12 protein-coding genes are annotated in these 25,029 nt (G+C 46.3%); 4 read left to right on the plus strand and 8 right to left on the minus strand.

What is annotated here, in order from left to right; genetic code table 11:
* Positions 1–2: 2 nt before the first annotated feature.
* From QUF19_RS04520 to QUF19_RS26425, 4 genes are read right to left on the minus strand one after another with little or no spacing between them, the layout of a single operon-like run.
* Positions 3–5,957 (minus strand): beta-ketoacyl synthase N-terminal-like domain-containing protein, encoded by a 5,955-nt coding sequence (locus QUF19_RS04520; RefSeq protein ID WP_286296606.1) that lies wholly within the window; start codon positions 5,955–5,957, stop codon positions 3–5.
* Complete coding sequence (locus QUF19_RS04525) at positions 5,954–8,011, minus strand: PfaB family protein (protein WP_286296607.1); 2,058 nt, start codon at positions 8,009–8,011, stop codon at positions 5,954–5,956. Before QUF19_RS04525 ends, QUF19_RS04520 begins: the two co-directional genes overlap by 4 nt.
* On the minus strand, positions 8,011–15,849 hold the full coding sequence (locus tag QUF19_RS04530; RefSeq protein WP_286296608.1) for a type I polyketide synthase: 7,839 nt from the start codon (positions 15,847–15,849) through the stop codon (positions 8,011–8,013). Before QUF19_RS04530 ends, QUF19_RS04525 begins: the two co-directional genes overlap by 1 nt.
* The gene (locus QUF19_RS26425; RefSeq protein WP_020628682.1) at positions 15,849–16,040 is read right to left on the minus strand and encodes a hypothetical protein; all 192 of its coding nucleotides are present in this window, start codon (positions 16,038–16,040) and stop codon (positions 15,849–15,851) included. The genes QUF19_RS04530 and QUF19_RS26425 overlap by 1 nt, the downstream gene beginning before the upstream one ends.
* 527 nt (positions 16,041–16,567) lie before the next feature.
* On the opposite strand from QUF19_RS26425, the gene QUF19_RS04535 reads away from it, so the two are divergent.
* Entirely contained in the window at positions 16,568–17,395 is an 828-nt protein-coding gene (locus tag QUF19_RS04535) for a 4'-phosphopantetheinyl transferase family protein (RefSeq protein ID WP_286296609.1), read from the plus strand.
* 20 nt (positions 17,396–17,415) lie between these two features.
* Here the strand turns inward: QUF19_RS04535 and QUF19_RS04540 are convergent, their stop codons facing one another.
* A complete protein-coding gene (locus tag QUF19_RS04540; protein WP_009847292.1) occupies positions 17,416–17,823 on the minus strand; it encodes a thioesterase family protein in 408 nt (135 codons plus the stop codon).
* 356 nt (positions 17,824–18,179) lie between these two features.
* Between QUF19_RS04540 and QUF19_RS04545 the strand changes: the two genes are divergently transcribed.
* From QUF19_RS04545 to QUF19_RS04555, 3 genes are all read left to right on the plus strand, one after another.
* Positions 18,180–19,175 (plus strand): TRAP transporter substrate-binding protein, encoded by a 996-nt coding sequence (locus QUF19_RS04545; RefSeq protein WP_102435319.1) that lies wholly within the window; start codon positions 18,180–18,182, stop codon positions 19,173–19,175.
* A gap of 66 nt (positions 19,176–19,241) precedes the next feature.
* The gene (locus QUF19_RS04550; RefSeq protein WP_286296611.1) at positions 19,242–19,997 is read left to right on the plus strand and encodes a TRAP transporter small permease; all 756 of its coding nucleotides are present in this window, start codon (positions 19,242–19,244) and stop codon (positions 19,995–19,997) included.
* 2 nt (positions 19,998–19,999) lie between these two features.
* Entirely contained in the window at positions 20,000–21,361 is a 1,362-nt protein-coding gene (locus tag QUF19_RS04555) for a TRAP transporter large permease (RefSeq protein ID WP_102350267.1), read from the plus strand.
* A 61-nt stretch (positions 21,362–21,422) separates the two neighbouring features.
* Here QUF19_RS04555 and QUF19_RS04560 read toward each other — a convergent pair whose 3' ends face one another.
* From QUF19_RS04560 to QUF19_RS04570, 3 genes are all read right to left on the minus strand, one after another.
* Positions 21,423–21,596 (minus strand): hypothetical protein, encoded by a 174-nt coding sequence (locus QUF19_RS04560; protein WP_198595847.1) that lies wholly within the window; start codon positions 21,594–21,596, stop codon positions 21,423–21,425.
* A 78-nt stretch (positions 21,597–21,674) separates the two neighbouring features.
* Entirely contained in the window at positions 21,675–23,024 is a 1,350-nt protein-coding gene (locus QUF19_RS04565) for a sigma-54-dependent transcriptional regulator (RefSeq protein ID WP_286296619.1), read from the minus strand.
* Positions 23,025–23,084: 60 nt separating this feature from the next.
* The gene (locus tag QUF19_RS04570; protein ID WP_286296621.1) at positions 23,085–24,893 is read right to left on the minus strand and encodes a sensor histidine kinase; all 1,809 of its coding nucleotides are present in this window, start codon (positions 24,891–24,893) and stop codon (positions 23,085–23,087) included.
* Positions 24,894–25,029: the final 136 nt, after the last annotated feature.

Consider the following 25,029-nt stretch of genomic DNA (forward strand, 5'->3'; position numbering starts at 1 on the left):
GCTTATGCTTTATCGATAGAAGGAGCTTCTTCTATACAAATCGCAATGTCTTTCACTTCGTAAATACGCAGACCATCTTTGCTCAGGTTTGCATCGCCAACGATGATACGTTTGCCGTCTTCGTCTTTAATCGCAGTGATGTGTACATCAAGAGACATTTGCTTGTTCAGAGGGTTAATCTGACCACGGTATTTCCATTTTACTTCAGATTGGATTTGACCAAACTTCGGATTGCGGAAGCCAGCGCCAAGGTCTTTGTTTAGCGCATAGGTTTGCATCAGTTCGATGATCGCTTCGACACCTAGAGAACCTGGCATTACCGGATCTTGATGGAAGTGGAACTGGAAGAACCAATCGCTCGGGTCAATCGTACGCTCTGCGTATAGGTAACCTAGGCCATCTTTACCACCATCGCTGGTGATCTGCACAGTATCGATAAAGTTCAAGCGGCCGCCAGCCAGTTGGTAGTGCTCTTGCACTTCACCAGTAGCAGAAATAGGTGCATTGAAGTAACGCGTCGTTTTGTCTAGCAGGTTGATGTTTACATCCGGCGTGCGGTTGTTATCAACGTGCCAAGGGTGAGTCACTTTACCGTTGTCCAAACCAAGTTGGTCTTTCAGTGCTGCGCCTTTGAAGTAACCAAATACCGCTGTACCTTGGTAGAAAGGCACGCCGTCAGTACTCAGTTCGAAGCTGAAGCTCTGTACGATGTTGGTGCCCATCATTACGGTTGAAAGCAGGCGAGAATCGTTGGTGATCGTTTTGCCACGCAAGTCGACGTTACGCAGAATTTTGCCGCTACCATCTAGGTTACGGAAAAACAGTTCTTCACCTGGGAAGCCCAGTGTTGTACCCATGTAGCCTGAGATGAAGCCGTTTGGCTGCAGTGAAATCTCCATCAATACCGAGTAAGGCATTAGGGTCTGGTGGCTGTTTTCATCAAAGTACCATGCGTTTTCTGGCACTTCGTATTCTGCAATACACGATGAAGGCTTCTTGAAGTCGCCACGCTTACCGTCGATCTCAACCACACGAGTGGTTAGCTGTAAGTCGCCACACGGAGTACGTGGTGGAATCATGCCACGGTAGATAGAGAAATCAGGACCGAAACATTTCTCGATATCGCCGGTTGCGAATTCGAACATGTGGTAAGGCGTGAATGGAACTGTATCGGGTGTGCGGTTCGGGTAATCAGGCGTTACCGGAGCTTCAACGTGTTGAAGAGGAACCACACCTTTGTTTGGTGCTGTTGCTAGGTCTTCAATTTGCGCCATGAGTGGTGCATTCGCTGAAGCTTGCTGATTAACGGCTGGTGTATGGTCCAAGTTTTCGATAACAGGGGTCGCGACAGCTGTTTCTAAAGAAGGTAGGTAACGAGTACATTCGTCATCTTCTTTGATCATTACACCCAAGTTTTGGAAATCAACAATCACTTTGCCGTTCAGCAAAATATCGATGTTGGCTTTCGCGTATGGACGAGGGCTTAGACCAATCTCGGTCACTTCCATGCGGTAAGTTAGTTCTGCCGATTGCGGGAGAACTTGGCCACGACAACGTACTTGTTGAGGGGCATTTTCAAGCGGTTGGAAACGACCATTTTGAACAAGCGTGTGCATGCCAAGGTGCATCATGAAGAACTGAAGCAGTTGACCACAACCTTCTGCCATCAAAGATCCAGCCATTACTGAGTCATCTTTGAAGTGACAAGGGAAGTACCAGTGCTCAGGCTCTAGCTGCTTGTGACCTTCAATTAAGCCAAGTCCCCATGTGCCGCCTTGCGGTTCAACACGGCTAACCTTTTCGATCATCATGAACTTCTCTGAGCTGAAGCACAAAGAAGGCTGGTGGCGATTAGATTGGTGAGTCGGGCCAAAACACTCTGCGATGTTTGCAGTCAGCAGGTGGCGCAGTTCTTGGTGGTTAAACTGAGTTTTAGGGCAGTGCAACATAGGGTCGAAGCGCTGCTTAGTCGCCAGCTTACGCGCCTTGATTTCATCTTCAGTGTGAATCACACCTTTGCCGTCTGCTAGCTCTTCGTCGGTGAAGAAGCCTGCACAACCGTTATCCATTTTCAGGATCATCTTGTCGCCAACGAAACACTCGTACGAGAAGAAGAACAGCAGCGTGTCGCCATTGCGAGCAAAGTTGTTGATTGAGATATCGTAACGCAGCGTATCGCCACCACGAGGCAAGTCGCCAAGGAAAGTCAGCGTACAATCAAGTAAGCGATAAACACGCTCGCCTTTGTTTTCAAAATCGATACCTAAATAGCTGATTAGCATTAGGTCACATTGACCAGATTCAACCGCCACTGCCCAAGGGATCTGACCATCAACAAGATACGGCGCATCAACAGGGATGTCGTATTCGGTGGTCATGGTGCTTGGTTTGTACTCGTTCACTGTCGCGTTGAGCTTGGTTACACGAGATACCAATAGGTAGTCAGTGGTTGGTAAGCGAACGCGGCGCGAGTAGCTATCGATGATCGCGTAATCAGGGCCAAATACGTTGGCGATGTCGCCTTCAGCGTATTCAACCAGATCATCGTAATCCCAGATACATGGTTTACGGATAGGTTTTACTGGTGCAGGCGTCGCAAGTACGTTTACTGGCACTGACTGAACCTGAGCCGGTTGAGCTTGAACAGGCTGAGCTGGCGTTTGTTGACCATTCGTTTGTTGAGAAATGGCATTGCTATCTAAACCAGATGTCACTGCGTTTAGCTGTGCTTTTAATAGCGCATCAGCCATTTGCATGCCTTGGGCGCGAGTGTGCAGGAATGCTTTGTGTACTTGCTGAGCTGCTTGCTGATTTTGAGCAAAAGCTTGGTTGTATGGTGTTACAGACGGCTGTGATGCTGCATCCGTATTAGCGTCGATATTCGATACGCCATTTTTAGCGGATAGGACATGAGTCATATTGCTGTGGTTACCTGTTAGCTGACTGTGGCGAGTTGGCGCCAGAGTAGGGGATACTGATGTAGGAGTTTCGATTATTGGCTCTATCGCGTTCTGCGTTAGTGCTTTCTTCTCTAACTCTTTTTGCGCAAGGGTTGCTTGAATGCTTGCTGTCGTTGGAACCGACGCCACTCTTGCTGCTTGTTTACCAGAAGCTTTCTGTTGAATCGTTGCTAAGTTAGTCACTGGGGTTTGGGCAATATGTTGATAGATATCACGACCACCAAGAGTCACTTGCTTAACCAATTGACGTTTAGCATCGCTCGCCAGTTCATTGCTTAAACGAACGGAAAGTGATTGAGATTCAACACTCGATTGGCTTAGTAGTAGCTGTGAACATTGTCCTTCGCTGATGTTGGCAACAATCACGCTCTTAGAACTGACATTCGGATTCAGAGGTGCAAGGTTCAGGTTGAGCAGGCCGTGTAGCAGGCTTGCCATGCCAGAGGCTGCAGAGCAGTGACCAACACGTTGACTCGCTTGAATTGTCTTAGTGCTGCTTCCTAGATTGATAGGTGTTTGCTCTTGTGACAAAGACTCTGATGCATGGTTAAGCTCAAGCAGAGAAACATCGTTCGAGCTCATACCGACTTGAGTCAGTAACTCATCAGCAACGGCGTTGTTATTCTCGCTTGAACCAAAGGCCAATGCGTTGATGCTGCCGTAAGCCGTATCTTGGTTGCTCGCTATTCGACTCTCTTCAACAAGAACAATCGCACCTGCGCCTTCGCCGACATTCCAACTGCCGTCTTGCTGTTGTCCGAATTTTGGAGCAAGCGACACTGGGCTCACGCTGTTCTTCAGAATCACATGTTCTGCACTGCCACTAAGGTCAACGGCTGCAATCACGACTGCATCCATGGATTCTTGCGACATTAGGTTTTGCGCCACGTCGATACAACGAGCAACCGACTGTTCAGCGGCTGAAATCGTAAAGGCAGGGCCGTTAAAGTCCCACAATGAAGAGATACGCGAAGCCATGATGTTACCGATGAAACTGGTGTATTGGTTCAGCTTGGCTGCGTCCATCACACTGTCCATCGCGATGGTTTCTAGCGATTGGTATTCATCTTGTGTTAGCTCAATACCCATGTTGGCAAAGCTGTCGGCCAATTGGCTATGCAGGTTTACGCGTCCACGGAATTGGTGCATCTCAAGCTCTGTTTCCATCGCAACGAGTACTGCAACTTTTTGGCCTGCTACAAGCTTGGCGTCTTTGATCGCTTCGTCTGCAACTTTCATCAGTAGCAACTGCTGAGAGATCAAACGGTCATCTTCATTAGGCGGCACTTTGAAGCGTAGGAAATCGAGATCGAATTGATCGATGTACGCTCCATTTGGAATACCGTGTAAACCAAACTGATTCAGTAGTTCTGGATGTTGGTCTAAGCCTTTCCAGCGTTTCTTAGGCAAAGCAATGAAAGCATCGTTGTTGGTCTCAATCGCAGTGCTTAGCGCATTGATGCTTTGCAGAGAACCGAAGTGAGACGCTAGACCAGTAATGTTTAAATTAGACGGCTGTAGGCTTGGAGAAACCGATTCTTGAGTCTGGTTTAGATGACTGGTGTCTGAATACGCTTCAAGCAGTAAGTGAGCATTACAACCACCGAAACCAAATACAGAAACACCCGCACAGCGCTCTTGATTGCCCGCTTTACTTGGCCAAGGTTGAACCTGCGTTGGCAGAGTCTGTGATCCAAATAAACCTTCAGGCGATGATAGTGGCTTGTTCAAATTAATACTTGGCGGAAGCACGCCTTCTTTCATCGCAAAGATCATCTTCATGATCCCCGGCATACCCGCCGCAGTCAGTAAGTGACCGAGGTTTGACTTCGCAGAGCCAATCAATGGTGGGTTAGAGCCATTCAATTTGTCAGCAAAGAAACGCTCCATTGAGGTTAACTCGACCTTGTCACCTAATGGCGTGCCGGTTGCGTGACACTCAATCACTTCAATGCTGTCTGGTGTTAGGTTTGATGCCTCGTAAGCGCGTTCAAAGGCTTGTACTTGTCCTTTGCTATTTGGGCTTAATACGAACTGGCCACGGCCATCGTTCGACAAGCCAATACCGCTGACAACTGCGTAAATATTATCGCCATCACGCTCTGCATCAGCTAAACGTTTTAGCACTAAAACACCGGCACCTTCGCCAGCAAACAGACCTTTACTGTTGCTATCAAACGGAACCGACACACCGTGGTCTGGGTAAGCGTGGAAGATTGAGAAACCCATGTTGATGAAGAATGGGTCAGCACCGGATACCGCGCCCGCCAACATCATGTCGGCTTTGCCCGTGTTCAAGTAATCACACGCTAACTTCAATGAATACACTGAGCTTGCACATGCCGCGTCTAGGCTAAGTTGCACGTTGCCTAGACCCAATGCATCAGCCACTAACTTAGAGGCATTATGTGCTGCAGCACCATTGATAGGGTTGAGGTCTTGAGCGGTTTCATTGGTTGGTAGCAGTGAAAACTGGTCATTAGCCAATTTATCTTTAAGTGCTTTCTCGACCACTGAATGATACATCGGTAGAAACAGGTCGTTTGAACGTGTGGTTGGGAACGAAAGGGCACCCATGATCACGCCTGTACGCTCTAAAATATCGGCATTTAAATGAATGCCTGCGTCGACTAACGCCTTACGACTGGTATCCAAAGCCCATAGGAAACTCTGGTCAACACCGTTGAACGATTCTGCTGTTAAGCGGTAGCCATTGCTATCGAAATTGAAGTTTTCGATGTAGCCGCCTTTGTCACAGTAAAAGCGGTCTGATTCGCCTTGCACGCCCTGATAGCTTTCAGGTTTAGCACCTAATTTTTCAGCGCTTAATGTGGTTCGAGAATCTTTTTTGTTTAGCAAGTTTTGCCAAAAATCTTTTGGCGTATCCGCTTCTGGGTATTGATTAGCAATACCGACAATCGCGATCTTATTGCACTTCACTTGCTGCTTGTTTTGAGCCTGATATTTATATCGAGATGGTTTCGATTGAGAACTCATACTAGCTCTCCTTGATGATTCACTGCGCTGCCTTGAGATACACCACTTAATTGCTTAGCGGCGGTGATCTGTTGTTCTAGCCCTTGAATTAGTGGCTCGACAGACAATGGAATTTGATGAGTAATGAGCTGACCAATGCACTTGATGAACGTGACAACATCGTCACCGCCTTTGGCATTGGAAGCGATTGTGCAGTACTGGTCGGCTACGTTGTCGCTACGATTGATCTTGTCGATCAATGTGCTGGTTTGACGATCGGCACCTACTTCGACAAACAGGCGAGCACCTTGCTGACGCGCACTTTGGATCAACGCGGTGAAATCCAGCGTTGAACAGAAAGTGTCGGCAATCGAAAGGGCGATGCTGTCGCTGTCGATATTGATTGGTGTGCCAGTCGGTAGACCTGCTGCGCTGATAAAGCGGATATGCTTTGGCAATTCGTCGAACAGTGGTTGAGTGTAAAACTCACGCACTTGGCTATGTTGACTCAATGCTGGTGTGGTGTGCATTGCGGTAACACGGTTCGCGGCAATGCCACGTTTACCTAGTTTTTTGAGTAGTGCACGACATGTGCTTTCACAACCAGCCAGTACGCAGGTGTCACCTTGGATGATGGCGAGATAAGCGCGTGGGAATTCTGGTAACAGAGCCTCAATCGCTTGTGCATCACTGCGAACCACAAAGCTATTCCATTGGATGCTTTCGTTGCTGTTTAGCTGCCAATCTTGACGCACCGCTGTCAGTTCACCAGAAATAGCCGTGGTGAAAATCGGGCTGGTTTGAGTCATCTCAATCAGCGCATGTGGGTTTTTCCAAACATTCAAGCTGGCCCACATGGAAGCTTCACCTTTGGAGTAACCCAAAGCGAAGTCTGGCTGTACTTTGAATTCATCACATAGCAGTTGTGTTAACAGATAACTACTGCCGACACCTGCTATGGCCAATTCACTGAGCGACATTTCTTGCGAGTCTTCAGCGTAGGTTTTGTCAGCCTGCAGCATCTCTTTCAAGTTACCTTCACGTTCTAAACGAGCAAATAACTGTGGGAAATGGTGGTGAAAATCGCGCAACATGCCGGGATAAACCGTGCCAACACCAGGGTAAACAAATGCAACGCCACCTTTGCTTTGAGGCTTTGGAGAGAAACAACTGCCCGCTGGCGTTTTGTATTGGCTGTTATCAGACATTACTTTTGGCAACGCATTTTCTAGCGCTGTGATCTCTTGTATTACTGCCTCAATTGAAGCCGCTTGAATCACGATGTTCGCGCCAAGGTCAACATTGTGTTGAGCGCTTTGGAAGTGGCTTAGGTTTGAATGCATCAAGGTGGCGATAGCAAGCTCGCTGTCCGCCGAATCGCTAACGCATTTAAGCTCTGCTCTTAGTGAGACTAGCTTAGAAACTAATTCAGCTTGGTTATTGCCAGAAACCACAAACATCAAACGCTCGCTCGATAGCAATGGCTTTGGTTCTTGCAAACCGGTCGCTTGAGTCAAGATCACGCTGGTGGCTTTTTGGCTATCGTCACTGAAAGTTAACGCAGCAACACGAGCTTTGTTCGGTTCAGTGAACCAGTAATGGTTAGGTAATGAATAGCTCGGCAATGAACGGCTCGATATCGCATTAACCATATTCAACAACTCATTAAACTGCTGCGAAGCAGATAGGGTTGAGTATTGTTGTTGATGGCTTAAATCTGAAGCGGGGCGGCGTGACATCTTTAGAGCAAGCTGAACGCTATCTCCATTATCTAGATCGAGAGTTTCGACAAAACCCGCTAAATTCGCGTGTGGGTGAATCTTATTCTGAGCAGCATTCAGCGCACTTAACATCAACAATGATGGTGAGTGAGGATCCAAACAGAGTTTAACAGCAGTGCCTTGATTTACAGTCTCAATCGCACGGCTAAGTGCTTGATTAAAATTGCCATCAACCACAACAGTTATCATACCTGGGAACGAGGGGAATAAGTCGGCAGAAAGCTCAGCCGCGTTTGCTGGCTGAGTTAAAAGAGCGATGCGCAATGGCATCGCTTTATTAGTAGGAACAGTCACTATGACAATTGCTCCTTTTCTGGGTTCTTAGTCGTCTCTTTCTTCGATACTGCTGAGCTAGACTTCGGCAAAAATGCGTCATTTAAGCTCTTGCTGATGGTGACTTTTGCACCTTTCATTACCGCGCTTAAACGACCATCTTGGTGGTAAAGCGAGATATCAGCTTGCAGTGAACGAGCCGTGCTTTTTATCACGCTCAGCTCTAGCCAACCTTGGTCACCATCGTGCATCGGTGCGTAACAAATAAACTCACCGATTGCAGACGGTAGGCTTGCCGCGCCGTATTTCAATCGAGCCCATACCAACATGGCTTGCAACAGATAATCTTCAGCAAATGGCTGGCTATCGCCAAAGCCTTGCTTAGGAATAAATGCTCCGCAGTCGCTGTTTTCAATCTGAGGCAACTGGCATTGAGCCAATAAACCTAAGTCGTCAAAGCGTTCGACTGAGGTAATACCTTGCAATCTTGGTCCGTGAAACAGAGTGCCGTCACTGTATAGAGCTTGTGCCGTTGTTACAGGTGCTGAAGTGTTGGCCTCAAAGCGTTTTACTGACGCTTGTTGAACATCTTCAGACACTTGCACAGAGGCAACTTGCAACTGAGCTTGATACTGTGGTCGCCCTTGGCAACTGATCACCGCTTTTAGCTGATCTTTTGATTTAGCATCAGAAGAAAGAACCAGTTTCAGCTCTTGCACTTCATCGGTATCAAAAATCACACCTTTCAGCAGTTTGTAGTTGTGAACGCTAACGTTCACCCCTAATAGTTGCTCAGCGACTTCACGCATCCATTGGATGGCACACACTGTCGGTAACACTGGGTTACCGGCAATGCAGTGATCTTGAATGAAAGGCAATGCCTTTGGATCAAGATGACGTGTCACAGTAATGCTTGTATTCAGCGGACTCTCTGCAAGATGCACAGACTCCGCATTAAGCTTTTTTACAGCAGCTTCCTTGTTGTCAGAACCTTGCATGCTCGTACCAACCAGCAGTTGAATGCCAGTTTCGTTTAGCAGTTGAGAACTAAACAGCTCTGCACCTGCCTGAAGAGGAATCACGTACACACCGCGCTCTGTGAACATACGTTTCAATGCTGCGTTGACCATACCACCGTCCCACGGTCCCCAGTTGAAGCTCATCACTTTCGCTTGAGGGTTACGAGCAGACAATTGCAGAGCCGCTTTGTTTAGGATTTCGTTAGACATCGAGTAGTCACTTTGGCCTGTGTTTCCGTAGAAACCCGCCGCCGAAGAGAACATCGCAATCAGTTTTAGTTTGCTGCTATCAAGACCACCAAGAACCGCTTCTAGTCCGCCCACTTTCGTGCCGTAAACCATGTTCAGTTCATCAAGTGTTTTATCTTGAATGTGCTTGTCAGCCAGTACGCCTGCACCGTGGATAAGACCTGTGATGCCTTCGAAATTCGCCAGCGTTTTCGCTACTGACTCATGGTTCGATACATCTAGGCTTAGGTATTCAGCGCTCGCGCCAATCTCGTTGAAAGCGGCAAGTGCTGCGTTGATTTCAAGGCTGCTCAATACCGGTTTTAGCAAGGCATCAACTTTTTTCGGCGTTGGCTTATCACCCGTCGCTTGTAGGTGCGCAATTGCAGCAGGTTTTAGCTCTTTCTCTTGCTTGCCTTGTGCCCACTGAGGTAGCTCAGCTGAAGTAATATGTTTACTACGACCTGCAAGAATGAAATGAGATTTACATTGCTTAGCAAGCGTCAGTGCACATTCAAACGTCACGCCTTTAGCGCCACCCGTCACCAGAACTTTGTCGTTCTTGGTTAGTTGAGCGCCTGCGTTTTTAGTTTGTGCAGCACCTGGTGTTGCAGCAATCAATGTTGCACGACCAGATTCACCGTTTTCCGCATGGCTAAGGCCGATTTCAACCGTGTTGGTATCGATATCGAACAGTTCGCCTGTAATAGCTTCAGCTAGGTGACGAGCATCAACAGAAGCGTCAACATCCAATGCACGGCAGAACACGTTTGACCATTCATGGCTCAGTGTCTTAGTGAGACCAGACAACGCGGCTTGGTTAAGTTCTGCATTCGCTAATTGCTTAGTATCTAGGTAACCAAAGCCACCATCGATACGGCTTAGCGTGAAGAACACGCTGCGACCTGAAACGGCATTCAGCTGACCATTTAGGTGCTTAGCGAATAAGAACGCTGTCGTCAGTGAAGCTCTTGAGTCTGCATTCAAGTTAACCGCTTGCTCGTTGCTTTGTTTAGCATCAACGATAGCTTGTAGGTGAATGAAGCCAGCAATCACTTTGTTCGACGTTTTAAGGTCTGCTTCGATGTCGTTAATAACCGCAGTCACACCCGCATCATCGACGCTGTTGAGTGTGTAGCTTGCGATTTCACTGTTTAAAGGTGACGCGGCAGAAAGAGCACTACGCACTACAGCAACTTGAATGCCGTTAGCGGTCAACTTTTCTGCTAGAACACCGGCGTTGTGACCATCATCTGTGATCACGACACAAGCGTCTTTTGAGAAACAATCGACGAGTTTATCTGCCGCTGGTAGCTTTTTTAGCGCTACCTCATTGTGTGGAGGAAGTTCCGCTGTCGCTGTTTCTGCGATAGGCGTTACTGATTCAGCTTTTGGAGTCACTACAGGTGCAGCAGCGGATAGCTTGCTTTGCATGTAGGTAACAATTTCACCAAGCGTACGACATTCAGCTAAGTCTTCAGGGTTTAGCTCTGGCAGCGTTGGTAGCTGGTCTTGAACCGTACCTAGAATCTCAACACGTTTGATTGAGTCGATACCAAGGTCTGCTTCCATGTCCATTGCTAAGTCGAGCATTTCTGCTGGGTAACCTGTTTTGTCGGCAACCACTTCCATCATTGTTGATTGAACGTGAGCAGGGTTTAGGTCGTTGCTCGTGCTTTCTACTGCGGCGGTAGCTGCTTCTGGAGCTACTGTCGCAGCTTCTGAAATAGGAGCTAACTTGCTGTTCATGCTTTTAGTATTCATGTAAGCAACGATTTCACCCAGAGTACGACACTCAGCCAAGTCTTCAGGGTTCAGCTCTGGCAATGTTGGTAGCTGGTCTTGAACCGTACCAAGGATCTCAACACGTTTGATTGAGTCGATGCCAAGGTCAGCTTCCATGTCCATTGCTAGGTCTAGCATTTCTGTTGGGTAGCCCGTTTTATCCGCTACTACGCTCAACATTGTGCTTTGAACTTGTTCTGCGTTTAAACCGTTTGATACTGTTGGCGCAGATGCTTGAGCTGCTACTGGAGCAGAAGCTGGAAGCTTGCTGTTCATGTAGGCTACGATTTCGCCTAGAGTGCGACATTCAGCTAAGTCTTCAGGGTTCAGTTCTGGAAGAGTCGGTAGTTCATCTTGAACCGTACCAAGAATCTCAACACGCTTGATTGAATCGATACCAAGGTCAGCTTCCATATCCATTGCTAGATCTAGCATTTCAGTCGGGTAGCCCGTCTTCTCTGCTACCACTTCTAACATCGTCTTCTGAACAACAGCTGCATCTAGTCCGTTGTTAGCTGCTGCTGGCGCCACTACTTCCGTTTGTGCTGCAACTGGTGCAGAAGTCGGAAGTTTACTGTTCATGTAGTCAACGATTTCGCCAAGAGTGCGACACTCAGCTAAATCTTCAGGGTTTAGCTCTGGAAGAGTAGGTAGTTCATCTTGAACTGTACCAAGAATCTCAACACGCTTGATTGAGTCGATACCAAGGTCTGCTTCCATATCCATTTCTAGATCAAGCATTTCCGTTGGGTAACCTGTCTTCTCAGCAACTACTTCTAGCATGGTTTGTTGAACGACTTTTGCATCAAGACCATTAACTACAGCAGCTGCTTGAACTGGTGCTGCTTCATTAGTTGAAACTCCAGAAGGCATCTTGCTGTTCATGTAAGTAACGATTTCACCAAGAGTACGACACTCAGCTAAATCTTCAGGGTTCAGCTCAGGTAGGTTTGGCATTTCGTCTTGAACGGTACCAAGGATCTCTACGCGCTTGATTGAGTCGATACCAAGGTCTGCTTCCATGTCCATTTCTAGATCAAGCATTTCCGTTGGGTAACCCGTTTTCTCAGCGACCACTTCTAGCATCACTTTTTCAGCATCAGCTGATTGTACTGCTACTGGTGCAGCCACAGGAGCCGGTTGTGCTTTAACTGGCACAGGCTGAGCTGCAACAGGCGCTGCCGCTTGAGCCGCTACTTGTGGTGCAGGAGCTGCTTTCTGTACTGGCGTAACTTGAACAGACTGAGCTTGAACTGGCGCGGCTTGTACAGGAGTCGCTTGTACTTGAGCTACAGGCTGTTGAACGATAGCTGCTGGAGTAGTTGGAGCTTGAATCGCTGGCTGAGCATTTACAGAAGTAACGAAGGTTGGTTGTGCTGTTTCGACTGAACCTTGCGTCAGCATGTTCAGTGCTGAGTTGTTGCTGTGCGCTTGCATTTCTAGGTAATGAGCGTGCGCTTTTAGCGTCTCAGCTTGGTGCTGGTGGAACATCTCCATAGAACGCTGTAGGTTCTCAGGAATTGCTACGCCTGCTGTTGCCATTTTCGCTTGCTCAGACATTAGGGTGTTGAACGTGTCACCGTATTGCTGAGGAATCGCAAGGAACTGCTGATGTACTTCTGCTGCTTGTTGTTGAGCATTGAAGAACGATTGCAGTGAAGACTCATCAACCGTTACTGAAGCTGTTGGCTGAATAGTCGCTGGTGCAGGTTGTGCTACTTGAGGCTGCTGAGTTGCTGTTGCTACTTGTACACTTGGTGCTGCAACTGATTGTTGTACATTTGAAGCTTGAGGAGCAGCCACAGGTACTTCAACGATTTCTGTTTTAATCACTTCTTTTTCCACGATTTTCTCGACTTCAACTTTCACTTCAACAATCTCAGTCTTTTCGGTGACGTTGCCCGAAGCCAATGATTGATCCATTTTCTTACGAGTAGCAGGGCTGATGTAGTTGGTTGCATTCAGTTTGATGTTCATTGGTGATGCCTTTGCAGGTTCAGCAATGTCAGCTTGGTAAGGGTCAATGTTGTCTAATGAAATACCTGCCACGCACAGTTGAACCGCAGCTAAACGAAGCTGTTGGTCACTGTCGCCTTTAGGGCTTGGGTTGATGCTGATTGCGTAAAGCTCTTCGTTCTTATCAGCCAATGTTTTCTCAACCAGCTTTTGAAGAATGTTTTTCGGACCGAACTCTACGAATACGCGTGCACCGGCTTCATACATCGCTTCAATTTGCTCGCTAAAACGAACCGATTGCAGCATGTGTTGCTTGAACGCTTTCTTGATCGCTTTAGCGTCTTTGCTGTGCAGCTTGCCTGTTGCATTTGAGTAAAGCGGCAGTGTTGGAGCGCTGAATGAAGCTTTATCAATTGCAGCAGCAAATGGTTTTTGAGCGTGAGCAACAAGCGGTGTATGGAAAGCACCAGATACTGGCAGAGCAATTGCTTTGAAGCCTTGTTCAGTTAGCGCTTGTGCTGCTTGTTGAACCGTCGCTGTTGGACCTGCAATAACCAGTTGAGTCGGAGCGTTGTAGTTAGCAATACTCACGCCTTCAAATTGGCTGATGCAGCTTTCAACTGCTGGAAGTTTGTCTGCGTCTAGGATGACCGCAAACATAGTACCGCTGTCGCCTTGTTCAGGTGTCGCAGCCATTGCATCGCCACGAGCGAAAGCTAGCTGGTAGTAATCGTCTTGCGAGATAACACCCGATGCACATAATGCGCTTAGCTCACCAAAGCTATGACCTGCAACCATGTCTGCTTTGAAGCCCGCTTGAGTCATGATGTCGAACTGACCCATGGACACAGTACCAATCGCACTTTGCGCATTGGCCGTGTTGGTTAACACCGCTTCTTGAGCTTTGGTTGCTTTCGGTGTGAAGGTTGGAATTGGGAACAGAATTTGCGACAGAGCCGTTTTCTTGTGCTGACCAAATACTTGATCCGCTTGAGCAAGCTGTTGGCGCATCTCAGGGTAATGACAAGCAAGCTCGCGACCCATGTTTAGGTATTGCGAACCTTGACCTGCAAATAGCGCTGCCACTTTACCTGCACCATTTTCAGCAATCAGCGCCGACTCACGGTAGCTAGTACCGTTTGGCATCTGCCAATGTGTTTTGGTTTGGCTCTCAAGCATAGAAACCGCTTGAGTCAGTTGCGCTTGAAGGTCTGCTTGGTCAGTCACGACTAGACCAATACGAGCATGCTTAGCGTCAACTTCGCGTAGAGCGTGGTGCTCAGCAAGCGCTTCTAGTTTGAACGCAGCATCTGCAGTTTGAGTTGAAACCTGTTTAAGTTCATTGATCAGTGCTTGACGAGATTCTGCGCTGAATAACAGAGTTTGCGGCACTTGGCGCTGACGGTATTTGTCACCGCGAGCGTGCTCTGGCGTGTACTCTTCTAATACAACGTGGAAGTTAGTGCCACCAAAACCAAATGAGCTGATACCTGCACGGCGTGGTGTGCCGTCGACACGTTTCATCCAAGGACGCGTTTGTGTGTTTAGGTAGAACGGTGAGTTCTCGATATCCAACTTAGGATTCGGAGCCGATACGTTGATCGTTGGCGGCAGTACTTTGTGGTGCAGTGCTAATGCAGCTTTAATTAGACCTGCAGTACCCGCAGTTGATTTAGTGTGACCAATTTGAGATTTCACAGAGCCTAACGCAATGTGTTGCTTCTCTTCGTTGTTCTCACTAAATACCGAATTTAGACCACCGAATTCAGCAACATCACCTGCTGCTGTACCTGTGCCGTGCGCTTCTAAAAGGCCAAGTGTGTGCGGTGCGAAACCAGCATCATCGTAAGCACGTTTTAGTGCTTTTGCTTGTCCTTCAGGGCGAGGGGCGTAAATACTCTTGAACTTACCATCCGAAGAAGAACCGACACCTTTAATCACTGAGTAGATTCTGTCGCCGTCGCGCTCTGCATCTTCAAGACGCTTAAGAGCAACCATGCCGATACCTTCACCAATCATCATGCCTTTTGAGTCGATGTCGAAAGGTTGAATGGTTTCATTGGTGGTAAATGCAGGCGTTTTAGAGAAGCTCATGTACATGGTTGGCGAGTTATCAGTACACACACCACCTGTGATCATCATTTCACTGCGGCCTTCAACCAGCTCACTTAGAGCCATGCGCATTGCGGCTAGAGAACCTGCACAAGCAGCGTCTACTACACAGTTGATGCCACCAAGGTCAAAGCGGTTAGCGATACGACCTGAAATTACGTTACCCAATGAACCAGGGAATGAGTTCTCTTCCCAGTGGATATATTGGTCTTGGAATTTTTTGATCAGCATTTCGCTGTCTTCGTCGTTGATGCCACTGCTCTTGAAGACTTTTTTCAAAACAGGGTATTGCAGACGAGCATTCAGACTTTGAGCGATCTTCTGACCACCACCAACACCTAGCGTGATACCGATCTTATCGCGATCGTAGCCTTCAGGCAGCTTGGCATCTTCAAGTACTTCTTTTGCCACGATCAGAGAAAGTAGCTGTGACGTATCTGTCAGTTCTAGGATGTTTGGCGGAAGACCGAACTCCATAGGGTTGAAGTCCACTTCAGGGATGAAACCACCGCGTTTACAGTAAGACTTGTCTGGCGTAGTACGATCTGAATCGTAGTAATCTTCTGGACGCCAGTGCGTATCGGGTACTTCAGTAATCGCATCGATCTTTTCGCTGATAAGGTCCCAAAATTTATTCAGGTAACGAGAGTTTGCAAACATGCTCGCCATACCAACGATAGCGACAGGCATATCTTTAAGGCGTTTATTCAGTCGAGAATCGTCGACTGATTCCGGTGTATTTGTCTCGGGTTGGCTCATTATGAGTCTCCACTAGAAATCACAGAAAGTGATGTCGTGTTTTGAGGCTGCGCTTTTAAAGCTATAGAAAGAAAATCTGAAACAGATTTAGGGAAGCGCAGCTGAAAATTCAGGTTGCTGAGTGGCGGCAACCAGATAGAAATTAGGCTTTCGAAGTGCGTTGACTTACGAGAGTAGGGGAGGTGTTTCATGCGCGACGGTGGCATTCAAATGTTGAGGCGATGTCCATTAAAATCCTGTTCAAAGTCTGACTAAATGACAAATCGGTATCCGCAAAGAAAACGTGTGAATTTGTTTAATGGTTGAGCAGGCTACCCGAGGTGAGTTGTCGATACAATGCTCCCAGAGGCCACTATGATCTGTTCAGACCAGATGAATTTGGCATGGTTTTGATTTTTGTATTTTTAATTTAATTAACTTATTGATAATTAATGGGTATGAGTTGTTTTTTAGTGTTTTTACTCTATATTTTGACTTGGTGAGATCTATGTCATATTTTTGTAAGTAACATTTAATGGGTGCCTCTTATGTAAGGCTAAGTGTGATCTGTGTTTTAATTTGTTATTATTTGAAAAATTAGTTTTAAGTACGTATATGAAGGGTGTTTCCCTCCCGTATTCTCTAGGTTTCGCTTAAATCATAGATGAGTTAAATTTGTTCGATTTGGTTGTTCCAATCGTGTTTTGAAGAGCGGTTTATAGAAGTGAGTTCGAGTTAAATGAAAACTCCTGTTGTTGATTTGTGGCTATGTTCTCTGAGTAACTTGAATGACCAGCCAGACATTGTATCTCAGCTCAAAAAGAGACTGACAACCGACGAGATAGTCAAAGTTGAGCGTTATCGAATGCCTTCAGCTCAGACTCAAGCTTTGTATGTGCGAAGTTATCTGAGAGCGATCTTATCTCGCTACTCTTGTTTGTCGGCTGAAGAGTGGCGTTTTGAATATGGTGAGAAAGGAAAGCCAAGCTTAATTGAGAAACAACAAATAGAAACTGGCCTGAATTTCAATATCAGTCATAGCAAAGAACATTTGTTAATCGCGGTTTACCAGAGAGAAGGGAAGCAAGTTCAACTGGGTGTTGATATTGAACATGCAAGAAGCTCGACCAATATCGACTCGATCATGAAGCACTATTTTTCAGAGACAGAATTGACGGATTTACTTGAGCTCAACAAAGAAGAACAGAGAGAGCGTTTTTTCGATCTGTGGGCATTGAAAGAGTCGTACATCAAAGCGACGGGCAAGGGGCTAGCGACATCGTTGCGAAGCTTTTCGTTTGATTTCTCTAACCTGACTGAACAAACACTGTCACTTCACGCCTCGGACTTTCAACCAAACTTGCAAGATGAAATTAGATTGTATGGCGGAATCAGTGTATATGCCGAAGTTGAGTTGAGTGATGCTGAACAAGTCGATGTTTCTACAAATTGGCAATGTAGCTTGGGTAGATTGGATGACCAGTACCGATTTGCGGTTACGCTTGGTGGGGCGAACCTTCCAATGCAATTAGAGATGAGAACCTTTTCGTCGTCTCATCTCTTTTAAGCTGGTTTGGTGAGACGAAGTTAGCTCGTTTCGCCAAGCATCGCTTTTAATACTTCAGCAGGCACAGGCTGCAGTTGTTTGTCTTTATCTAAACAGACCATTTCGATATCCCCAATCACAGCAGGCTTAGTCGCATCTTTGCGCCACACTTCTTGTCGCCATAGCGTTTTGTATTTGCCATCGAGTTCAAAAGAGGTTCGGATGTCACAGATCTCAGCGAACTCAACACCATCTTGAAAAGTCATGTTGGCTTTATAGACCGCAAAACCTAATCCGTGTTCATTCCACAATGTTGCCAGTTTATCGCTACCCAACACATGTTCGCGTGCACGTTCAAAGTACTTTAGAAAATTAGGGTGATAAACCACACCTGAGTGATCGGTATCTTCATAATAAATTTGTACTGGGTGATGGTAGATCTGACTCATTGATATCAACTCTTATTAAGTAGTGGGGGTGTAAATCTGGCTAAGTTGTGCAGCACTCTACAGGATAGGTTGAAATTACTTCAAGGCATCATCGACTATCGAGCTTTTGGTCAGACCTCATTCGGCCTTATTCATTACTAATACGTTGGTCAACTCCCACCCATTTACAAATATTCTATGTGTCATTTTCCACCCATTAATATTTGCATCAGTTAGTCGATTAGAGCTTATCGATCTTAAGAAGCCTTACGGTTAAAGGCTTGTTAATGTTTTGTTTCAATGTGGCGCGCTAATTGCCTTAGTGAAAGCACGCAGTTCCCATTGATGGGCTGCTTTGTTTACTAAGGAGAATAATAATGTTTAAGCCTCTTACCCTGCTGTCTGTATCTGCTCTGGCACTCACTAGCTTCAATGCTGCCGCTAACTGTGATCCAGGTGAAATTGTGATTAAGTTCAGTCACGTAACCAATACTGATAAGCACCCGAAAGGCATTGCTGCTTCTTTACTAGAAGAGCGAGTAAACACGGAAATGAACGGCAAAGCTTGTATGCAAGTTTTCCCTAACTCAACGCTTTACGATGATAATAAGGTACTGGAAGCCCTGTTAAATGGTGATGTTCAAATGGCGGCGCCATCGCTGTCTAAATTTGAGAAGTTCACTAAGAAATACCGCATTTTTGACCTTCCTTTCCTATTTGAAGATGTAGAAGCTGTTGACCGTTTCCAAAACTCAGAGTCTGGCGAAAAGCTGAAAAATGCGATGAAGCGTCGTGGTCTACAAGGCCTAGCGTTTTGGCACAATGGCATGAAACAGATGTCGGCAAACAAACCTCTTATCAATCCTGAAGACGCGGAAGGTTTGAAATTCCGTGTTCAAGCATCAGACGTATTAGTCGCTCAGTTTGAACAACTCGGTGCTAACCCACAGAAGATGTCTTTCAAAGAAGTATACGGTGGCCTGCAAACCAAGGTTATCGATGGCCAAGAGAACACATGGTCAAACATCTACGGTAAGAAGTTCTTTGAAGTACAAGACGGCGTGACAGAAACTAACCACGGTATCCTTGATTACCTTGTAGTAACGTCGAACGACTTCTGGAAAGACCTACCTGAAGATGTACGTACGCAACTTGGCACTATCGTTCAGGAAGTGTCTGAGACACGTAATGCTGAATCTTCAAAAGTTAACCTAGCGAACAAAAACAACATCATCGAAGCTGGTGGTGAGGTTCGTACTTTGACGCCTGAACAGCGTGAAGCATGGGTAACTGCACTTCAACCAGTATGGAAGAAGTTTGAAAAAGACATCGGTTCAGATCTTATCAATGCAGCGTTAGCTTCAAACCAATAACACCGCTAAGGAGTAGCGAGCATGGTTCGCTACTCCTCATTAAAACAATTATAAGCGGAGTCAATTATGGATAATCCTCAAATGGAACAACCAAATTCTAACGAAGCAGCATTAGAGCCTTCATTTTTTTCTAAAGTCGGAAAAGTTACTGATGTGATTGAAGAGTCTTTGATTGCATTTTTCCTTGGCGCAATGACGCTACTTACCTTTGCCAATGTGGTCTTTCGATACGCATTCAACGACAACATTTTGTGGGCATTGGAACTGACGGTATTCATGTTTGCATGGATGGTGTTGGTCGGCGCTTCTTATGGCGTAAAAAAACATTTTCATATCGGCGTCGATGTCATTATTAACCTCGCGCCAGAAAAGCTAAGAAAGATCTACGCGCTGATTGCCGTGACTTGTTGTTTAGCCTTTTCAATCTTACTTCTTATCGGTTCTTGGAATTATTGGTACCCGTTCGCGACTGAGCGTGCATGGTATGAAACCGATGATATTCCAATGCCTGAAATGCTGCAATTTATGGCGGATTGGCTTAACGAAGGCGAACGATACGAAAAACTGCCTCGCTTTATTCCTTACATGGCACTGCCGATTGGTATGGCGCTACTGACTTTCCGTTTTGCTCAAGTCGCGTTCCAAATCTTAACTGGAAAACTGGATCGCATGATTGCAGGACATGAAGCAGAAGAAGAGCTGGATGCATTAAAAGCTGATGTACTAGCGGGTTCTGAGGAAGACGCGACAGCGGTATTGGACTCGAACACGTCAAATAAGACGAGCGAATCGAATACAAAATCTAACGGTAAGGAAGACTAATCATGGCAATGTTATTTCTATTTTTGATGGTAATTGCGTTCATGTTGGTTGGTGTACCAATCGCGATTTCCTTGGGTTTATCGAGCGTTCTATTTTTGCTGATGCACTCTGATGCTTCTCTGGCATCCGTTGCACAAACGTTGTTTAACGCATTTGCTGGCCATTACACATTATTAGCAATCCCATTCTTTATTTTGGCCTCTAGCTTCATGTCTACGGGTGGCGTTGCAAAGCGTATTATCCGTTTTGCTATCGCGATGGTGGGCTGGTTCCGCGGCGGTTTGGCGATGGCATCGGTTGTGGCATGTATGATGTTCGCTGCGCTGTCAGGTTCTTCACCGGCTACGGTAGTGGCGATCGGTAGTATCGTTATCGCGGGCATGATCAAAAACGGTTACTCAAAAGAGTTCGCGGCAGGCGTTATCTGTAACGCGGGTACGTTAGGTATCTTGATTCCACCGTCAATCGTTATGGTGGTTTACGCAGCGGCTACCGATGTATCTGTTGGTCGTATGTTCTTAGGTGGCGTTATTCCTGGCCTGCTGGCGGGTGTGATGTTGATGATTGCTATCTACATTGCAGCACGTATTAAGAAGATTCCGGCACAGCCATTTGTAGGCTGGGGTGAGATGTTCGCAGCAGCGAAAGACGCGAGTTGGGGTTTGCTGCTGATTGTTATCATTCTAGGTGGTATCTACGGCGGTATCTTTACTCCGACAGAAGCAGCGGCAGTTGCCGCGGTTTATGCGTTCTTCATTGCCAACTTTATCTACAAAGATATGGGGCCGTTTGCCGACAAAGAGAACAAGAAACCAGCCTTGGTCAAAATCGTTCAAACCTTCGTTCATAAAGACACCAAAGACACGCTTTATGATGCAGGTAAGCTGACTATCATGCTGCTGTTTATCATTGCCAATGCTCTGATTCTTAAACATGTGCTAACAGAGGAACGTATTCCTCAAATGATCACAGAATCTATGCTCTCTGCGGGCTTAGGGCCGATTACCTTCTTGATCGTGGTGAACGTTCTGTTATTGATTGGCGGACAGTTCATGGAGCCGTCAGGCTTGTTGATCATCGTTGCTCCGCTAGTATTCCCAATCGCAATTGCTCTCGGTATCGACCCAATTCACCTTGGTATCATGATGGTGGTGAACATGGAGATAGGGATGATAACCCCACCTGTGGGGCTCAACTTGTTTGTGACTGCCGGGGTCGCCAAGATGTCGATGATGAATGTGGTAAAAGCCGCACTGCCGTGGGTTGGCGTGATGTTCTTATTCTTGATTATCGTAACTTACGTGCCTTGGGTATCAACATGGTTACCAACCACCTTGATGGGGCCAGAGATAATAACCAAATAGCTGTCTGTTCTATGTGATTAGAACTGAAAAAGTCTTATTGGAATAAAAAATGAGGAGGTCACTAGACCTCCTCATCTATATTTCTACCGCGATTCGAATGAGGATTAATCTGCTCATACAGCGCTCGCTTCGCTTCTAATTCTGGTGTGTTTAAGTCGACATGCTGATCGGTGTAGTAGATACCGTCTATCTCAAACGTGTCAGTAATCGATGGTACTCTCGTTTTCTCACCCATACCTATTTCCTTATCCTATTTATTGCATAACATCCTGTTATCAAAATAAGTATAGGTGATCTTGCTCCCAAATCTAATCTAGTTTTGTTCTACCTTATAAGACTCTTTCGTGAGCTGGTGTTTTTGCATCTTGTCGTAGAGTGTTTTTCGGGGAAGTTGTAGCCTTTCCATGGTCTCTTTTATGCTGCCGTTACACTCAATAAGTGCTTGCTTTAACGTGTTTTTTTCGAAATCAGAGACCAGTTCATTGAGCGACATTTCATGGCTGGAGTCGGTGCTGTTGTCTGATAGGTTAGAAAGCTTACCTAACAACACAAAACGTTCTGCAGTATTACGTAACTCACGCACATTTCCCGGCCAATCATGGGCTAGAAGCTCATGTAGCTGCTTTTGTGGAAGCGCAGGGGCTGTTTTCCCATAGCGAGCCGCAGCGACTAGTAAGAAGTGATGGAAGAGGGCAGGGATGTCTTCTTGGCGACTTCTTAGAGGCGGTAAATCCAAGGTGACGACATTGAGTCGGTAATAAAGATCTTGTCGAAACGTCCCTTCTTCAGCCGCTTTTTTTAGGTCGACTTTGGTGGCGGCAATCACACGAATATCGAGAGGCACCAAGCTATTGGAGCCAACTCTCTCAATCACGCGTTCCTGCAAGACACGCAGTAGACGTATTTGTGCCTGCATCGGCATGGATTCAATTTCATCTAAGAACAGGGTGCCGCCCTGAGCAAACTCGAATTTACCAACGCGTTTGCTTTCAGCGCCAGTAAACGCGCCTTTCTCATGACCATACAGTTCGCTTTCAATCAGGTTCTCAGGAACGGCACCGCAATTGACGGCAACAAAGTTGTGTTCTCGACGACTGCTCTGTTCATGCAGAGAGCGTGCGACCAACTCTTTGCCCGTACCGGTTTCACCGAAAAGCAAAATATCAGCGTTGGTGTCTGCAACATGAGTGATGACCGAACGGAGCTCAGTCATGGATTGTGTATCACCAATGATTCTCGGACCAAGCGCTTGGCTCGCTTTGAGAGAGCGTTTTAGTTCGAGGTTTTCGAGGGTCAGTTGACGTTTTTCAATTGCTCGTTTGGTCGTCTCTATTAGGCGTTCATTGGCGAACGGCTTCTCAATAAAATCATAGGCGCCGTCTTGGATGGCTTGCACTGCCATGGAGATGTCACCGTGACCAGTGATCATGATGACCGGGAGTTCTTTATCTTTGTGCATCAGGGTATTGAGCAGGTCATGCCCTGATATACCTGGCAAGCAAATGTCAGTGATGATGACATGAGGAAGGCCATCCGCTTGGATAGCGAGCAAAGCGGATTCTGCATCTGGAAAGAACTCAGCATCGATATCGGCGAGTTCGAAACTCTGCTCGATGGCCATTCTTAAATCGGATTCATCATCAATGAAATAGACGTGACACATAGTTATTCCTTTAATCTTTTATTCTTATTATTAGTGAGCGTGTAATGGTTTACTTAGCGACTAATCTGATTCTTTTGTTGGAACGATGGGTAGCTCGATACTAAATCGAGCGCCGCCTTGTGGGCTGACTCCGGTTAACAGCTTTCCGTTAATTCCGCTGATTATTTGTTGAGAAATCGACAGCCCTAACCCAAGTCCATTCTTCTTCGTGGTATGGAAAGGTTCGAAAAAATCACCGTTCGAAGGTGAAGAAAACCCCGGACCATTGTCGTCGATATGAATAAGCAGTGTACTCGTTGTGTCTGTGCTTGGTGGTCGTATCTCCAGCAAGATAGACAATTGCTTATCGTGTTGCTGATCCATTGCTTGAATGGCATTGGTCAGCAAGTTAATAACGACTTGTTCCAGTTGGATAGCATTGGCGACCACACGAACATCAAAGGCATCGGGTAGCTCATTGATTTTAACCCTCTCGCTCTTGAGTTGAGGTTTCATCAGTTCTTTTGAGGAATGAAGAACCGGTAAAATTTGTAACGTGTGTAGCTCTTCTGCGGTCGATTTCTTGGCAAAGGAGCGAAGTTGGTGACTGATTTTAGCCATTCGATCGGTGAGGGCAGAAATTCGAGATAAGTTATCATCAACGCGGTCGGTCTTTTCTTTGGCGAGAAAAAGTCGGCCGTTGTCTGCATAACTACGAATGGCCGCCAATGGGTTATTAAGTTCATGGCTGATGCTCGCTGACATCTGCCCCAGAACGGCCAATTTTGCGGCTTGTATGAGTTCGTCTTGAGTTTGTCTGAGCACGCGCTCTGTTTCGATACGTTGCTTGATCTCTATATGAAGTTCAGAGGTTCTTTCGAGCACTTGAAATTCAAGTTTCTGGTTCGCTTCAGACTGTAACCTGTCGATCTGAGCACGCCTTTGTTGACGATGCGTATTGAGTTGTATCGCCAGATAAATAATGGCGAACACTAAGCTCAATACCACGAGGTAGGCGATCAAATCCCACCAGACTAAGTGGGTAGGGGAAAAGACTCTGACGGTCAATCTAGGATCGGATAAGAAGCGCGAAGAGGTGAAGAACTGCTCCTTGACCAATTGATGAGGTGACTTAATGCTGCTGGTGGCGCTTTCTAAATCGCCTGAAAAATGCAGACTCTCGATGTTGGTATCTAGGTATTGCTGGCTTTCTTTAATGCGAGAACGTTGTTCTTCGTCCAAAGGCTGAAGGCTTTTGAACAGCCATTCCGGATTACTCGACATGAAAACAATTTGGTCTTTATCGTCAGCGACAAAAAAGCTCTGCTTGCCTTTCCAACTGGCTTCAATCAGAGATAGATCCATCTTTACGACGATAACCCCAATAATTTCAGCGGCATAAGAGACAGGGTAAGAGTAATAGTAACCGCGCTTTCCGGAGGTTGAACCTAATGCAAAGTATTGGTTTTCATTACCCAGAATAGCCTGTTGGAAATAGGGGCGAAAAGCAAAATTACGTCCAACAAAAGAGCGCTGTTGATTCCAATTACTGGCCGCAATCGTGGTGCCGATGCTGTCGAGTAAATACGTGTCTGATGCTTGAATCACTGTGTTTACATGGCGTAGGTAGCGATTCGTGAGTTCAATTTGCGCAGAGTTGCGGGGTGAATGCAGGGCATCAATCAACTCTTTGTCTTTGGATAATAGCTCTGGAATGTGCGCGAATTTGTCGAGTTGGCTCGAAATATGGACTGAAAAGCGATCGAGTTTGGATTGATGATCATTTAACAAACTTTGATGGCTGGTGCTCCATACCCAGTGGCCACCGACTATCATCAACAAGCTATAAGTGATCAATAATAAAACAGGCACTCTTAAAGCTTGAAACATGGTGGATCTCCGCAAACCTGGTCAAAATCAACAAGCCTGCATTCTTTGGTTTATGACCGTAAATAATGGTTATTTGTACGGAAATTTAAGAGTTAGCAGCTCAGAATAGGTTAAGGCCTTGTAATGGAGATTGTTG

It is taken from the genome of Vibrio sp. FE10 (assembly GCF_030297155.1).
Taxonomy (GTDB): domain Bacteria; phylum Pseudomonadota; class Gammaproteobacteria; order Enterobacterales; family Vibrionaceae; genus Vibrio; species Vibrio apostichopi.

What these genes read in the sequence shown, in the direction of transcription:
- QUF19_RS04565 (WP_286296619.1), bottom strand. Translation starts at nt 23,024, where the DNA reads ATGTGTCACGTCTATTTCATTGATGATGAATCCGATTTAAGAATGGCC.
- QUF19_RS04540 (WP_009847292.1), bottom strand. Translation starts at nt 17,823, where the DNA reads ATGAGTCAGATCTACCATCACCCAGTACAAATTTATTATGAAGATACC.
- QUF19_RS26425 (WP_020628682.1), bottom strand. Translation starts at nt 16,040, where the DNA reads ATGAAACACCTCCCCTACTCTCGTAAGTCAACGCACTTCGAAAGCCTA.
- QUF19_RS04555 (WP_102350267.1), top strand. Translation starts at nt 20,000, where the DNA reads ATGGCAATGTTATTTCTATTTTTGATGGTAATTGCGTTCATGTTGGTT.
- QUF19_RS04530 (WP_286296608.1), bottom strand. Translation starts at nt 15,849, where the DNA reads ATGAGCCAACCCGAGACAAATACACCGGAATCAGTCGACGATTCTCGA.
- QUF19_RS04570 (WP_286296621.1), bottom strand. Translation starts at nt 24,893, where the DNA reads ATGTTTCAAGCTTTAAGAGTGCCTGTTTTATTATTGATCACTTATAGC.
- QUF19_RS04545 (WP_102435319.1), top strand. Translation starts at nt 18,180, where the DNA reads ATGTTTAAGCCTCTTACCCTGCTGTCTGTATCTGCTCTGGCACTCACT.
- QUF19_RS04560 (WP_198595847.1), bottom strand. Translation starts at nt 21,596, where the DNA reads ATGGGTGAGAAAACGAGAGTACCATCGATTACTGACACGTTTGAGATA.
- QUF19_RS04520 (WP_286296606.1), bottom strand. Translation starts at nt 5,957, where the DNA reads ATGAGTTCTCAATCGAAACCATCTCGATATAAATATCAGGCTCAAAAC.
- QUF19_RS04550 (WP_286296611.1), top strand. Translation starts at nt 19,242, where the DNA reads ATGGATAATCCTCAAATGGAACAACCAAATTCTAACGAAGCAGCATTA.
- QUF19_RS04535 (WP_286296609.1), top strand. Translation starts at nt 16,568, where the DNA reads ATGAAAACTCCTGTTGTTGATTTGTGGCTATGTTCTCTGAGTAACTTG.